Consider the following 14,333-nt stretch of genomic DNA (forward strand, 5'->3'; position numbering starts at 1 on the left):
GCGCTGATAGCGGCGAGTCATGAGGTGGGCACCGTCCAGACGGTCGCCGAGGTGGCCGAGGTGCGCGCCGCGGCCGGGGTCCCGTTGTATGTGGACGCCGCGCAGATCCTGGGTCGCGCACCCGTGCCGACCGGCTGGTCGGTGCTGTCGGGCAGCGCGCACAAGTGGGGCGGCCCGCCCGGCGTGGGTCTGCTGGTGGTCCGTGCCGGGGCGCGCTGGGTGGCCCCGTTCCCGACCGACGAGCGCGAGTCCGGCCGGGCACCCGGCGCTCCCGCGTTGCCGGCGATCGTCGCGGCCGCCGCCTCCCTGCGGGCCGTGGCCGCGGAGTCCGCGGCCGCCGACGCGCGCCTGCGCGCCCTGGTCGACCGGGTACGCGCCACGGTCGCGGCCACGGTGCCCGACGTGGAGGTGGTGGGCGACCCCGTCGACCGGCTGCCGCACCTGGTCACGTTCTCCGTGCTCTACGTCGACGGCGAGGCGCTGGTCCACGAGCTGGACCGGCTCGGCTTCGCCGTGTCGTCCGGGTCGTCGTGCACGTCCTCCACGTTGGAGCCCAGCCACGTACTGGTCGCGATGGGCGTCCTCTCGCACGGCAACGTGCGCCTGTCCCTCCCGACGGACGTCGACGGGGCGGAGGTCGACCGCTTTCTGGCCGTTCTGCCGGACGTGGTCGCCCGCCTGCGCGCCCAGTCGGGGGCGGTGGGCCTGTGACCCGCCTCCCCGCCCCGTCCCACCTCGCGGATCCTGGATCAAGGTGGTCGCCACGGCGACCCTTCCCATCCGGGATCTCAGGGCGAACCGGGTGGCGACATGCCTGACGAGGTGCTCGACTGTCGCGGGGAGCGGTGTCCGCTGCCGGTGATCACGTTGGCGCGGCGGATGGCGGACGCTCCCGCCGGCACGGTGGTGCGACTGCTCGCGGACGATCCGGCGGCCGCCGTCGACGTGCCGGCCTGGTGCCGCATGCGCCAGCAGGAGTATCTGGGCTCCCCTGCGCCGGACACCTACGACGTCCGGCGCGTGTAGCGGTCACCCGCATTGACATCCGTAAGATTCCTGGCCCACAATGGGAGCGCTTCCATAGCTCCCCTGATTCAATGGCCGACCAGGGTGTGGGTGGCCCGGACGACGCCCGAACAGAGCGTCCCCGCGGTCACAGCGTCGGCCCGCGTCGCCCCCGGCCAAACCCCCGCCGGGGGCGACGCGCTCAGGCCAACGAATCAGGCGAGCGGGCTCAGGTGCGCCGCGACCTCGTCGGCGGCCGCGTCGCCGTAGGACTCGGCGAGCCGCTTCGCGAAGATGTCCGAACGGATGTCGTACTCCTGGGTGCCGACCGTCTCCAGCACGTGGGTGGCGAGCAGCGAGCCGACCTGGGCCGCCCGCTCCAGCCCCAGCCCCCAGGACAGGGCCGCGAAGAAGCCCGCGCGGAAGCCGTCGCCGACCCCGGTCGGGTCGTAGGCGCGGACCTCCTTGGCGACCGGCACGTGGATGCGGTCCAGGCCGCGGCCGGTGATCTCCACGCCGTCCTTGCCGAGGGTGGTGACCCGGATCTTGACAAGGTCGAGCACCTGGGCGTCCGTGAGACCCGCCTTCGACTCCAGCAACGACTTCTCGTACTCATTGGTGAGCAGGTAGTCGGCGCCCTCGATCAGGGCGTGCACGTCGGCACCGTCCATGCGGGCGAGCTGCTGCGACGGGTCCGCGGCGAACGCGAGCCCCCGGGCGCGGCACTCGGCGGAGTGGCGCAGCATCGCGTCGGGGTCGTTCGCACTGATGATCACCAGGTCGAGGCCGTCGAGGCGGTGGGCGACCGGGCCGAGCTCGATGTTGCGGGCCTCGCTCATCGCGCCGGCGTAGAACGAGGCGATCTGGCACATCTCCTCGTCCGTCGTGCAGACGAAGCGGGCGGTGTGCGCAACCTCGCTGACGTGCACCGACTCGCAGTCCACGCCGTGACGCTCCAGCCAGGAGCGGTAGTCGTCGAAGTCGACACCCACCGCGCCCACGAGCACCGGACGCAGGCCCAGCTGGGCCATGCCGAAGGCGATGTTGGCCGCCACGCCGCCCCGCCGGACGACAAGGTCGTCCACGAGGAAGGACAGCGAGACCTTGTGCAGCTGGTCAGCGAGCAACTGGTCGCCGAAGCGACCCGGGAAGTGCATCAGGTGGTCGGTGGCGATTGAGCCGGTTACGGCGACTCTCATCGGACGGGCCCCTAGGTCTCGGTGCGGCGGACGTGTCACGCCGGGGAGATGCGTCGGCGCGGCAAACGGCGCACAGCGCAGCGAAGCCGCCTGCCGACGGGCCGGTTGCCGGACAAGCCTACCGGCCGGGCGCCGTCACAGACACCACCGGCCCGGCCGCGTGTGGCGGCCGGGCCGGTGACGATACGTCTGATTAGTGGAACGAGTCTGATTAGTGGAACGAGTCGCCGCAGGCGCAGGAGTTCTGCGCGTTGGGGTTGTCGATGGTGAAGCCCTGAGCGTCGATGCGGTCCACGAAGTCGATCGTGGCGCCGGCCAGGTAGGGCGCGCTCATGCGGTCCACGACGACACCGACGCCGCCGAACTCGGTCACGACGTCGCCCTCAAGCTCGCGCTCGTCGAAAAAGAGCTGGTAGCGCAGGCCGGAGCAGCCGCCGGGCTGCACCGCCACGCGAAGCCGCAGGTCGTCGCGGCCCTCCTGGTCGAGCAGGGCCTTCGCCTTGGTCGCCGCCGCGTCGCTGAGCACGACGCCCGACGCGGCCTGGGTCGACTCGGAGGTCTGCGAAACAGTCACGGTAGGTACTCCCTGACGCCGGTGATGAGGTCCGTCCGGGGTAACGCTACCCGCCCGGCCGGCAATTCCCCATTCTAGGCACGTCCCGCCCCACGGAGTTGATCATGTGACCCACCAGTCACACCGCTACCTGCCCGCCTCGACCCCTCGCCTACAGTCCCCTCGTGCCAGGACGTCCACCTTCCCGTCCGCCACAAGCTCACACGTGGCGAGCTCGATCAGCGCTGAATGTGCACACATAACGGCTCACCGGATCGGCCACGTCACCACATGCGCACAGATGGCGGGGCTCACGCCGCCCACCTCGCCAATTGCGCACATCTGGCGGGACGGAGGGCTGGTCACCCCACCAGCAACGCACATCTGGCGCCACGAGCCTCTACCTCTCGTCATATGTGCGCTTCTGGTGGTGACTGCTCAACTTCCGCCCCGCCAGAAGGTCGCCTATGGCGAGGGGCGCGGGCGGCGGGTATGTCGTGGCAGGGTCAGCGGCTCCATTGGCGGGCCAGGCGGGCGGACAGGTCGTGGAGGACCTCCGCGGGGCGGGCAAGGGCTGCCGCCAGGCCGCCGGGCTGGTCGGCGAGCGCGTGGGACTCCGTCACGCCGGCGGCGAGCGCGCCGCGCCGGCCGGCCTCGACCTGGCCGGCCAGGACCAGGCACGGGACGCCCCGGTCGCGGGCCGCCTCGGCTACGCCCGCCACGACCTTGCCGCGCAGCGACTGGTCGTCGAACATGCCCTCGCCCGTGATCACCACGTCCGCCTCGTCGAGGGCGGCGTCCAGGTCGGTGAGGCGCCGTACGAGCCCGATGCCCGACTCGCGGCGCCCGCCCATCGCGAGCAGGGCCGCGCCGATCCCGCCGGCGGCCCCCGCGCCGGGCAGCGCGGCGAGGCCCGGCGGGCAGCCGGGCAGGTCGCGCTCCAGGACGGTCGCGAAGCGGTCGAGCGCCGCGTCGAGCCGGAGTACCTGTTCGCGGGTGGCGCCCTTCTGCGGGCCGAAGACGGCGCTGGCGCCGTAGAGACCGGTCAACGGCGCGTCGACGTCGGTCGCCGCGACCAGGGTGGCGTCGCGCACACGCGGTACGCCGTCGAGCGAGGCGCAGCCGAGCAGCGCCGCGCCGCCATAAGGGACGGCGTAGCCCGCCGCGTCGAGCGGGGTCGCGCCGAGGGCGGCCAGGAGACCGGCCCCGCCGTCGTTCGTAGCCGAACCGCCCAGACCCACCACGATCTCCCGCGCCCCGTGCTCCACCGCCGTCGCCACGAGGGCGCCCAGGCCGTATGACGTGGTGACGGACGGATCGCGCTCGGACGGGTCCAGCAGGTGCAGGCCGCAGGCGTCGGCGCTCTCGACATACGCGGTGGGACCGGCGATCAGAAGAGTTCCGACGACCGGCCGGCCCAGCGGGTCGACCGTCGGCACGGACACCAGCCGCCCCGGGACGGCCTCGGCGAGCACGGAGACGAACCCCGGCCCGCCGTCGGAGAGCGGTCGCTGGCGTAGGTCGTCGAAGGGCGCCGCGGACGCCCAGCCGGCGGCCACCGCCCGGGCCGCCTCGACGGCGGTGAGGGTGCCGGCGAACTTGTCGGGGCAGATGACTACGCGCACGAAAGCGAAGTCTGCCGGATCACACACCGATGGCGATCACCGCCGCGCGTGGGACCATGTGAGCGTGACTGTGTTCGCCGAACCCTCGCCGACCGCGACCGCCCTGCTGCTCCTCGGTCGGGGCAGCGACGCCGACTCGGAGCGTGGCGTCGACTGCCCGGGTGACCTGCCCGCACCGAGCGACCCCGACCTCGTCGCCCGCGCGACGGCGGCCAAGAAGGCGCTCGGCGACCGGCTGTTCATCCTCGGTCACCACTACCAGCGCGACGAGGTGATCCAGTTCGCCGACGTCACGGGCGACTCGTTCAAGCTGGCCCGCGACGCGGCCGCCCGCCCGGAGGCGGAGTTCATCGTCTTCTGCGGCGTGCACTTCATGGCGGAGAGCGCGGACATCCTGACCACGCCCGGGCAGCGGGTGATCCTGCCGGACCTGGCGGCCGGCTGTTCGATGGCGGACATGGCCGTGCTGAGCCAGGTCGAGCAGGCGTGGGAGCTGTTCGAGGCCGAGGGCATCGCCGACCGGGTCGTCCCGGTCACGTACATGAACTCGTCCGCGGCGATCAAGGGCTTCGTGGGCCGCCACGGCGGCGTGGTGTGCACCTCGTCGAACGCCAAGCGGGCGCTCACCTGGGCGTTCGAGCAGGGACAGAAGGTCCTGTTCCTCCCGGACCAGCACCTGGGCCGCAACACGGCGGTCCTTGAGATGGGCTTCACGCTGGACGACTGCGTCCTCTACGACCCGCACAAGCGCGACGGCGGACTCACCAGCGAGCAGCTGGCCCAGGCCCGCATGATCCTCTGGCGGGGCCACTGCTCCGTGCACGGCAGGTTCACCCTCGACTGCGTCAACGAGGTGCGCGAGCGGGTCCCGGGCGTGAACGTCCTGGTGCACCCCGAGTGCCGGCACGAGGTCGTGACGGCCGCCGACTACGTCGGCTCCACGGAGTACATCATCAAGACGCTGGACGCGGCGCCGGCCGGCTCGGCGTGGGCCATCGGCACGGAGCTCAACCTGGTGCGGCGGCTGGCCAACCGGCACCCGGACAAGACGGTCTCGTTCCTCGACCGGACGGTCTGCTACTGCTCGACCATGAACCGGATCGACCTGCCGCACCTCGTGTGGGCGCTGGAGGAACTTGTCGCCGGACGTGTACCCAACGTAATCACGGTCGACGCGGACACGGCCCACTTCGCCCGCGTGGCGCTGGACCAGATGCTGGCCCTACCCGCTCAGTAACGGTCCAGTCGCCGACTGTCGTACCTGCGGCTGTGGGGTTTCCCACGGTGAACGGGCGGTTATGCTTCCGGCCAGGGCGCGTGTGATCTCGTACCCCCACGCCCCGTTTCTGGCGTCCGCCGTCCCCGCGTTTTTGACCCGCCGGAGGTTCACGTTGAGCAACGACGTTCTCGTGGTGCACGGCAACACCCCCCTTCGCGGCGAGGTCCGCGTCCGGGGCGCGAAGAACCTGGTTTCGAAGGCCATGGTGGCCGCGCTGCTCGGCCAGACCCCCAGCCGCCTGTTCGACGTGCCGCGCATCCGCGACGTCGAGGTGGTCCGGGGCCTGCTCGAGGTCCACGGCGTCCGGGTCAGCGAGGGCCCCGAGCCCGGTGAGCTGGTGCTCGATCCCACGAACGTCGAGTCGGCGAGCGCCGACGAGATCAACGTCCACGCCGGGTCGAGCCGGATCCCGATCCTGTTCTGCGGGCCGCTGCTGCACCGCCTGGGGCACGCCTTCATCCCGGACCTCGGCGGGTGCCACATCGGCGACCGGCCGATCGACTTCCACATCGGGGCGCTGCGCGAGTTCGGCGCGATCGTCGACAAGCAGCCGGACGGCATCACCCTCACAGCCCCGAACGGGCTGCGCGGCACCAAGTTCGAGCTGCCGTACCCCAGCGTGGGCGCGACCGAGCAGGTGCTGCTCACGGCCGTACTCGCGGAGGGTGTCACCGAGCTGCGCAACGCGGCGGTCGAGCCGGAGATCATGGATCTCATCTGCGTCCTGCAGAAGATGGGCGCGATCATCAAGGTGCACACCGACCGGGTGATCGAGATCGAGGGCGTGGCCCGCCTCGACGGGTACGCGCACCGCCCCATCCCCGACCGGATCGAGGCGGCGAGCTGGGCCTCGGCGGCGCTGGCCACCGGCGGCGACGTGCTCGTGCGCGGCGCCCGGCAGGCCGACATGATGACCTTTCTCAACGTGTTCCGCTCGGTCGGCGGCAAGTTCGAGGTGACCGACCCGCACGGGCCGCACGAGCCGGGCGGCATCCGCTTCTGGCACCCGGGCGACGAGCTGCGCGCCACGGTCCTGGAGACCGACGTGCACCCCGGCTTCGGCACCGACTGGCAGCAGCCCATGGTCGTGGCGCTCACCCAGGCGCGCGGCCTGTCGATCGTGCACGAGACCGTGTACGAGCGCCGGCTCGGCTACACCGAGGCGCTCAACCAGATGGGCGCCACCATCCAGGTGTACCGGGAGTGCCTGGGCGGCACGCCGTGCCGGTTCGGGCGGCGCAACTTCAACCACTCCGCGGTGATCGCCGGCCCGAGCAAGCTGCACGCGGCCGACCTGGTGATCCCCGACCTGCGGGCCGGGTTCAGCCACCTGATCGCCGCGCTGGCCGCCGAGGGCACCTCGACGGTCTACGGCGTCAGCCTGATCCACCGCGGGTACGAGGACTTCGAGGCCAAGCTCGCCGGCCTCGGCGCCCACATCGAGCGGCCGTGACACTGGTTACGTCGCCGCCTCACCACGCTTAGCCGTGGGCGCGGGGCTCGGCTACCCTTGCCCCGTGCCCACACTGTTCCGTCGCAAGTCCAATGATCTCGTCGCCGACGCCGTCGCCCAGGTTGAGGCCGCCCCGGCCGACGAGGGGACGCTGGCGGACGCCCAGTCCAAGGCGTACACGCCGAGCAAGGGCCGGGCCACCCCCAAGCGCAAGGACGGCGGCCGCCGTGTCGCCGAGCCGCCGCCGAAGAACCGCCGCGAGGCCTACCGGCGCCTGCGCGAGAAGGACCGCGCCGAGCGGGCCGAGAACCGCGCCGCCATGCTCGCCGGCCGCGAGGACAAGCTGCTCCCCCGCGACCGCGGCCCGGAGCGCCGGCTGGTCCGCGACGTCGTCGACTCCCGCCGCAACATCGGCACGATGTTCTTCCTCGGCGCCCTGATCGTGATCGTGGGCTCGTCGAAGTCCATGCCGCCCGCCGTCCAGGTGGCCGCCAACCTGTTCTGGGTGTTCCTGGCCCTCGCGGTGATCATCGACAGCTTCCTGCTCTGCCGCAAGGTCAAGCGCCTCATCAAGGAGCGCCTCCCGAAGACGACCACCAAGATGGGCGGCCACTACTTCTACGCGATCATGCGGTCGATCACGTTCCGCAAGATCCGCATGCCCGCCCCGCAGGTCAAGATCGGCGAGCAGATCTAGCCGGTCACGGCACCCCGAGCAGGCGCAGCCCCGCCGCGACGACCGCGGCGGCGACCACCACGGCGATGAACGGCGCCCGCCGCCACGCCAACACCGCCCCCACGAGTACGCCCGCGGGGCGCGCCACGCCCACGAACGAGCCGCCGTCGGTGCACGCCGCCGTGGCGGCCAGCGCCGCGAGCAGCGCGATCGCCGAGAGCGGCAGCAACCGCCGCGCCCAGCCGGGCAGCGTGACCCTGCCCCGCAGCACGGCCCCGCCCAACCGCAGCGCAAAGGTCCCCACGGCCAGCAGCCCGATAACGATCACCAACGTCATGCCGGCACCTCCGCGGGTTCCGAACCGCGGGGGCGGCCGACGCCGGCCGCCACGAGGCCGACGAGGGACAGCAGCACCGGCAGGCCGGCGGGGAGCAGCGGGGTGGTGAGGACCGCGACCGCGGCCCCCACAACCGCCACCCGCCGCGCGGCGGGTTCGCGCAGCCCCGGCAGGATCAGCGCGAGCAGGCCCGCGGGGAACGCCGCGTCGAGCCCGATCGTCGCCGGGTCCCCGACCGCGTTGCCCAGCGCGAGCCCCGCCACGGTGCCGGTGTTCCAGCACACGAACAAGGTCAACCCCGTCATCCAGTACGCCTGCCGGCGCAGTCTCTCGTCCGGTTGCGCCAGGGCGAAGGCCACCGACTCGTCGATCATGAGGTGGCTGCCCACCAGGCGGTTGCGCCACCGGGCGCCGAGCACGTCGGCGACGGCCATCCCGAACGGGAAGTGCCGGGCGTTGAGCAGCAGGCCGCCGAGCACGGCGGCGACCGGGTTCCCGGCGGCGATCATGCCGACGGCCATGAACTGCGACCCGCCCGCGAAGACGAGCGTGGACATGGCGACGACGGCCCAGCCCGGCAGCCCGGAGGCGACGGCGATGGCACCGAACGACAGCCCCACGAACCCGGCCGCGAGTCCCAGGGCGGCGACGTCGCGGATGAGCCGGCGATCCAGTGTTCGCCAGAGCGTACGCATGGTTCAAAATAGTGAACGCGACTGGCGCTGTTCGTCAAACCGAATACCTCGACCGATGGAGCGAACACTGATGAGCGACACCGGGATCGGCACGGTCATCGCCGCGGCCCTGCGCCGCGAACGCGAGCGCGCCGGGCTCTCCCTCACCGAGGTGGCGCGCCGCGCCGGCATCGCCAAGTCGACCCTGTCGCAACTGGAATCCGGCGCCGCCAACCCGAGCGTGGAGACCCTGTGGTCGCTCGGCGTGGCGCTGAACGTGCCGTTCGCCCAGTTGGTGGAGCCGGTGACGCCCCCGGTCCGGGTGATCCGCGCCGGCGAGGGCGACGTCGTCCGCTCCGACCAGGCGCACTTCACCGGCACCCTGCTGGCCTCCGGCCCGCCCGGCACGCGCCGCGACATCTACGTCATCCGCATGGAGCCCGGCGCCGTCCGCGTAGCGGAGCCGCACCTGGTCGGCAGCGTCGAGCACGTCATCGTGGGCCACGGCGCCGTCCGGGTGGGCCCGGTCGACGCCCTCATCGACCTGTCGGCGGGCGACTACGCCACGTTCCCCGGCGACGCCCCCCACTCCTACGAGGCCCTGACCCCCGACACCTGGCTGACCCTCATCATGGAACACCGCTGACCACCGTCCACACAGGATTCGTGACCGCGATCCGGCGCCAGGTCCCCACATCCCGACCACGAATCCACATAAGACGATCAACATCCCCTGTCATCGAGGCACAGACCGGTCAAATCACCGAACGGGCACCGGTGGCTGATCGTCCACATGAGATTCGTGCGGCGAACGCGCCCTTCTGAGGGCCACCAGCCCGCACGATTCCACTTGAGGCGATCAACAATCGCCTCCGGGAACCCCGCAAACCCCGAAAAACCTCGCAGGACACCACGTCCGACCACCCGTCACCAGACGGCCGAAGCCTTACGCTCGGAGTCGTGACGATGCGCTGGCGCGAGGTAGAGCCGCTGCCCGACCTGAACGGGACGGTGACACCCGTCCTCTCGACGGTCGACGCGCTGCGCGTGGCCTGGGAGGAGTCCATCCGCCACGCCTCCGCCGAGGAGTTCGCCGAGGCCCGGCAGCGTAGCCTGCGCCGTCACGCCATCGAGACCGGCATCATCGAGCGACTCTATGATCTTGATTGGGGCGTCACGGAGGCCCTCGTCGCCGAGGGGATCACAATCGAGGTCGCCGAGCGGGAGGGCGGGGTCAGCGACGACGCGCTCCGCCTCATCAGCGACCAGTTGGGCGCCCTGGAGTACCTCACGGAGGCCGTCCGCGACGGACGGGACCTGTCCATCTTCTTCGTCCGCGAACTGCACCAGCTGATCACCCAGCACCAGCTCACGTACGAGGGCCGCAACGCGCTGGGCCACCTGGTCCAGGTGCCCCTACCGCACGGCGAGTGGAAGACCCACGCCAACCACGTCCGCCGGGGCGACGGCACCATGCTGGAGTACACACCCCCGGAACACGTACAGGCGCAGATGGAGCGGCTTGTGAAGCTCCACGCTGAGATGACCGATGTCCATCCGGTCGTCCGTGCGGCCTGGCTGCACCACCGGTTCATCTGCATCCACCCGTTCACCGACGGCAACGGCCGAGTCGCACGGGCACTCACACTGCTGGTCCTGCTCCAGGCCCGCCACGCGCCGCTCGTCGTGGACCGCCGCAACCGTGAGGACTACATCCGCGCTCTCGACGCGGCCAACGACAACGACCTGCGCCCCCTCATCCGCCTCTTCGCCCAACTGGAGATCGTCGCCCTCCGCACCGAGATCGAACGACCCGCCGTGGTGCGGCCGGCGTCGCAGAACGCCGTCGATATCGCACTCGCCTACGCCGAACGCATCGAGCGCAACCGCGATCGCACCACCATGAGTGAGATCGAAGAAGCGGCGGCCCTGAGCGAAGCACTCACCACACGGATGCGTCGCCATCTTCAGGACTCGTGCGACGGGCTCGTGTCGGCGTTCAAACGTATCGACCCTGCCGCGGAGGGACGGCTCAGCGTTCGGGGCCACGGTACGCGCGGATTAACCCTGGTCGGTCTCACAATCACCGTCCTGGACCTCGCCATGCACTACCGCATCGTTGTCACTGTCGACGATCCCAACGTACTGGTCGTGTCGGTTGCAGCCTGGGCGGACGCGCGTAAGGAGAACGGGCAACCCCTTTTTGCGTCGGCACCGACGGATACCGTCACGCTCCTACGCTCAGACAACCTCGATGTCCGCTGGCTGGAAGTCGAGGATCTGATCGATAGGACCTTGTCCGCTGCGGTGGACGCGTACGGACAGCGCCTGAGCCAGCCCCCGATCTCCGCCCGGTTCGGCTTCACCGCTCACGCGCGTGGTGCGGCCTCGGCTGGGGACGCGTAGAGCTGGGCGATGACGTCCTCGATGGCGGGTTCGGTGACCGTCAGGTCGCGGATGGAGCCCAGCTCAGGGAGGCGGGCGACCAGTGCGCCGGCCGTCGTCACGGTGCCGTCGATGGAGAACGTGACCTGGGCGCCGTCCCGGGACTCGACCGAGACTCCGGGGAGGTCGAGCGAGGTCGTCGGGGGTGCCTCGAAGTCGACGATCACCCGGCGGCGGGAACCGTAGCGGGCGTGCAGGTCGGCGAGGGTGCCGTCGTGGACCACGTGGCCGTGGTCGATGACGACGAGGCGGCGGCACAGGCGCTCGATGTCGGCGAGGTCGTGGGTGGTGAGCACCACCGTGGTGTCGCCCGCGTCGCGCAGCTCGGTGAGGAACGCGCGCACCGCCTGCTTGCTCACCACGTCGAGGCCGATGGACGGCTCGTCGAGGAACAGGACGCGCGGCGCGTGCAGCAGGGCCACCGTGAGATCACCGCGCATCCGTTGACCCAGCGACAGCTGCCGGACCGGGGTGTCGAGAAAGGCGTCCAGGTCGAGGCGCGAGCGCAGCATCCGCAGCCGGGCGGCGTGCTCGACGGCCGGCACCCGCCAGATGTGGCGCGCGAGCTCGAACGACTCGCGCAGCGGCAGGTCCCACCACAGCTGGGAGCGCTGACCGAAGACGACGCCGATCTGCCGGGTCAGTCGCGTCCGCTGCGGCACCGGCTCCAGCCCGCACACGCGCAGGTGCCCGGACGTGGGGGTGAGCACGCCGGTGAACATCTTGATCGTCGTCGACTTGCCGGCGCCGTTCGGACCGAGATAGCCGAGCAGTTCGCCCTCGCAGACGGTGAGGTCCACCCCGTCGACGGCGGCAAGGACGCGTTTGGACCGGCGCAGCCGCCCGAGCGACCGGGTGATGGTGAACTCCTTGCGCAGGCCGCGCGCCTCGATGACCGTCATGACCCCGTACTCCGGTAGCGCCTGATGCCCCTCCGCCACATCAGCGTCGCGCCGAGCGCGGCCACGACCGCGATGGCGGGCGACGCCCAGCTCACCCAGGACGGCAGGCCCAGCGGATCGGCGCGGCCCAGGAGGGCCAGCGCCGGGTAGTAGGCCACAAAACCGAACCCCAGGGAGTACGCGAACGCGCGGCGGAAGAACGTGCTGTAGATGTTGATCGGGTACGACGTGAAGTCGCGCCCGCCGTAGGTGAACCCGTTGGCGAACTCGCCCGAGTCGATCCACCAGAACGCGACGGTCGCGCCGACGACGAACACGGCGCCGAAGATGACCGCCCCGGCCAGCGGTGCGAGCGCGACCAGCGCCGCCCGGGCCGGCGTCCAGTCCACGTCGGCGCGGGTGAGCGCCACGGCGAGCACGACGACCGACACGATGACCCGACCGGCGCGACGCGGGGTGAAGTCGAGCACGAGCAGCTGCCCGAACCCGGACAGCGGGCGCAGCAGGACCGCGTCGAGCAGGCCGGAGCGCACGTAGAAGCCGATCCGCTCGATGTTGCCGACGGCCAGGTCGGCGACCGAGAACGCGGTGGCCGACAGGCCGAACATGACCAGGACCTCGGTGGCGGTGAAGCCCCCGAGCGACCGGGTCACTCCGAAAACCACCAGGATGGTGATCAGGTCCAGGATCGGGACCAGCCCGTTGAGCGACACGTCGAGCGCGAACGACGCGCGGTAGGACGCCTGGCTGCGGATCTGGGCGGCGAGCACGCGGCGGTAGATGCCGGCCGTGCCCGCCACCACCCCGGGCTCAGCCACCCTGGATCACCAGCTTGCGCTCCGCGCGCCGCTGCACGTACCCACAGATCAGGAGAAGGACCACCGCCCAGAGCGACTGGGCCGCCAGGGTGAGGCCCGCCCGGGTCGCGTCGCCCCGCTCGACGAGGATGTCCAACGGCCCCTGCATGATCGACGGCAGCGGGGTGAGCACCCACAGCGCGGTGACCGCCCAGTCGGGCAGGAACGGCAGGGGGAACGTGAGACCGGCCAGCAGGCCGCTGGCGACCAGCCACACCACGGTGATCCCGCGCAGGTCGAGCAGCCAGTAGCCGGTCGCGTTGAGCAGGAACCGGCAGCCGAAACAGACGATCACGCCGAGCAGGACGGAAACGGCGAAGATCGGGTACGTGGCGGGGCGGTGGGGGACGTAGAGGTCGAAGAAGAGCGCCCCGACCGCGACGGGCACCACGAAACGGGTGATCAGCGCGACCCCGGCGCGGCCGAGGTCCACGGCGAGATAGCTGGTCACCGGGCTGATCGGGCGCAGCAGGTCGGCGACGACGGCACCGGTGCGGATGCGCTCACCGAGTTCGTTCCAGCCCCACAGGGCGACAACGCCGATCAGCCCTTGCGTTACCCAACAGAATGTGAGCAACTGCTCACTGGTGTATCCGGCGGCGGTTCCCGACGCGCCGGCGCCGGCGACCGTCGCCAAGAAGACAAAGCCACGGAGGAAGCCGAATACCGAGTTGGTAACACACGCGGCCACAGTGGCCTGCCGGTAGGTGGCGTAACGCCGGAAGCCGGCAACCGCTAATGCCTACAGAACGGGCAAAGTAGACAGTCGGTCAGCGGTTCTGCCTGGGGGTACGGTGGCAAGATCCGAATGCACGCCGTAACCTCCCTACGCAGCCGGCTTGGAGACTTTACCCACAGCTTCCACAGACCGGCATACGGCTTTTTCAGCACTGATCGTGACGAGGTGGCCTGGTGAGTGACGACCGCCGCGACGAACGGCCGGAACGTTCGGCGCCCTCCTGGGCGACCGTGCCGACCATGCCGTGGACGCGGGTCACGCCCACCGAGGAAGCCGACGACGAGATGGCCGACCTGCTCGAACGCGAGCGCGCCGCGCGCCGCGCCCGGGCCCAGGCCGCGGAGGGCGTCGAGGCCCAGCCCCGCCCCCCGCAGGGTTACCCGGTGGCAGGTCAGGGCTACGGCCAGCCGCCCCCGCACGGTCCGGGCCAGCCGCCGCACGCGGGCCCGCCGCGACCCCACCCGGGCCCTCAGGGGCCCTACCCCGGTCAGCCCGGCATGGGGCCGCAGGGACACCCCGCCGCACCGCACGGGCCCGCACAACCGCCGCACGGGCCCGGCCAGCCGCACGCCGGCCCCTACGCGCCGGC

General features: G+C 71.3%; 15 protein-coding genes and 1 pseudogene. 8 read left to right on the forward strand and 8 right to left on the reverse strand.

Translation table 11 applies throughout. From position 1 onward, the window contains the following. The coding region (locus ABD211_RS32215) for an aminotransferase class V-fold PLP-dependent enzyme (protein WP_344140174.1) at positions 1-711 on the forward strand (711 nt) is incomplete at its 5' end. A gap of 99 nt (positions 712-810) precedes the next feature. Then, the gene (locus ABD211_RS32220; protein ID WP_344140176.1) at positions 811-1,026 is read left to right on the forward strand and encodes a sulfurtransferase TusA family protein; all 216 of its coding nucleotides are present in this window, start codon (positions 811-813) and stop codon (positions 1,024-1,026) included. 194 nt (positions 1,027-1,220) lie between these two features. On the opposite strand, the gene ABD211_RS32225 is transcribed toward ABD211_RS32220, so the two are convergent. The 3 genes from ABD211_RS32225 to ABD211_RS32235 all read right to left on the reverse strand — a co-directional run bounded on the left by ABD211_RS32225 (position 1,221) and on the right by ABD211_RS32235 (position 4,382). Next, positions 1,221-2,204 (reverse strand): carbohydrate kinase family protein, encoded by a 984-nt coding sequence (locus tag ABD211_RS32225; protein ID WP_344140178.1) that lies wholly within the window; start codon positions 2,202-2,204, stop codon positions 1,221-1,223. 211 nt (positions 2,205-2,415) lie between these two features. Further along, complete coding sequence (locus tag ABD211_RS32230; protein WP_344140180.1) at positions 2,416-2,778, reverse strand: HesB/IscA family protein; 363 nt, start codon at positions 2,776-2,778, stop codon at positions 2,416-2,418. 485 nt (positions 2,779-3,263) lie between these two features. Next, positions 3,264-4,382: a glycerate kinase family protein gene (locus tag ABD211_RS32235; RefSeq protein ID WP_344140182.1), complete on the reverse strand. Its 1,119-nt coding sequence runs from the start codon at positions 4,380-4,382 to the stop codon at positions 3,264-3,266. 64 nt (positions 4,383-4,446) lie between these two features. Between ABD211_RS32235 and nadA the strand changes: the two genes are divergently transcribed. The 3 genes from nadA to ABD211_RS32250 all read left to right on the forward strand — a co-directional run bounded on the left by nadA (position 4,447) and on the right by ABD211_RS32250 (position 7,811). Beyond that, on the forward strand, positions 4,447-5,619 hold the full coding sequence (nadA, locus tag ABD211_RS32240) for a quinolinate synthase NadA (RefSeq protein ID WP_344140184.1): 1,173 nt from the start codon (positions 4,447-4,449) through the stop codon (positions 5,617-5,619). Positions 5,620-5,773: 154 nt separating this feature from the next. After that, positions 5,774-7,114, forward strand: a complete 1,341-nt coding sequence (gene murA, locus ABD211_RS32245; RefSeq protein WP_344140186.1) for a UDP-N-acetylglucosamine 1-carboxyvinyltransferase — start codon at positions 5,774-5,776, stop codon at positions 7,112-7,114. Positions 7,115-7,178: 64 nt separating this feature from the next. Next, positions 7,179-7,811 carry a DUF3043 domain-containing protein gene (locus tag ABD211_RS32250; RefSeq protein WP_344140188.1) on the forward strand — a complete coding sequence of 211 codons (633 nt, stop codon included), beginning with the start codon at positions 7,179-7,181 and terminating at the stop codon, positions 7,809-7,811. A gap of 4 nt (positions 7,812-7,815) precedes the next feature. On the opposite strand, the gene ABD211_RS32255 is transcribed toward ABD211_RS32250, so the two are convergent. After that, positions 7,816-8,127: an AzlD domain-containing protein gene (locus ABD211_RS32255; RefSeq protein ID WP_344140190.1), complete on the reverse strand. Its 312-nt coding sequence runs from the start codon at positions 8,125-8,127 to the stop codon at positions 7,816-7,818. After that, positions 8,124-8,822: an AzlC family ABC transporter permease gene (locus ABD211_RS32260; RefSeq protein WP_344140192.1), complete on the reverse strand. Its 699-nt coding sequence runs from the start codon at positions 8,820-8,822 to the stop codon at positions 8,124-8,126. Before ABD211_RS32260 ends, ABD211_RS32255 begins: the two co-directional genes overlap by 4 nt. Positions 8,823-8,892: 70 nt before the next feature. Between ABD211_RS32260 and ABD211_RS32265 the strand changes: the two genes are divergently transcribed. Both ABD211_RS32265 and ABD211_RS32270 read left to right on the forward strand, forming a co-directional pair. Then, entirely contained in the window at positions 8,893-9,447 is a 555-nt protein-coding gene (locus tag ABD211_RS32265) for a helix-turn-helix domain-containing protein (protein WP_344140194.1), read from the forward strand. 320 nt (positions 9,448-9,767) lie between these two features. Then, positions 9,768-11,207: a Fic family protein gene (locus ABD211_RS32270; protein ID WP_344140201.1), complete on the forward strand. Its 1,440-nt coding sequence runs from the start codon at positions 9,768-9,770 to the stop codon at positions 11,205-11,207. Here ABD211_RS32270 and ABD211_RS32275 read toward each other — a convergent pair. The 3 genes from ABD211_RS32275 to ABD211_RS32285 are packed head-to-tail and all read right to left on the reverse strand — an operon-like array spanning position 11,171 to position 13,642. Then, entirely contained in the window at positions 11,171-12,148 is a 978-nt protein-coding gene (locus tag ABD211_RS32275; RefSeq protein WP_344140195.1) for an ABC transporter ATP-binding protein, read from the reverse strand. The two genes, ABD211_RS32270 and ABD211_RS32275, sit on opposite strands and share 37 nt — an antisense overlap. After that, complete coding sequence (locus tag ABD211_RS32280; RefSeq protein WP_344140197.1) at positions 12,145-12,966, reverse strand: ABC transporter permease; 822 nt, start codon at positions 12,964-12,966, stop codon at positions 12,145-12,147. Before ABD211_RS32280 ends, ABD211_RS32275 begins: the two co-directional genes overlap by 4 nt. Next, positions 12,959-13,642 carry an ABC transporter permease gene (locus ABD211_RS32285; protein WP_344140199.1) on the reverse strand — a complete coding sequence of 228 codons (684 nt, stop codon included), beginning with the start codon at positions 13,640-13,642 and terminating at the stop codon, positions 12,959-12,961. The genes ABD211_RS32280 and ABD211_RS32285 overlap by 8 nt, the downstream gene beginning before the upstream one ends. 275 nt (positions 13,643-13,917) lie before the next feature. Here ABD211_RS32285 and ABD211_RS32290 point away from each other — a divergent pair. Further along, positions 13,918-14,333, forward strand: a pseudogene (locus ABD211_RS32290) (hypothetical protein); the annotation flags it as partial.

Origin of the sequence: Luedemannella flava, from assembly GCF_039528515.1 — a bacterium.
GTDB classification, from domain to species: Bacteria; Actinomycetota; Actinomycetes; order Mycobacteriales; family Micromonosporaceae; genus Luedemannella; species Luedemannella flava.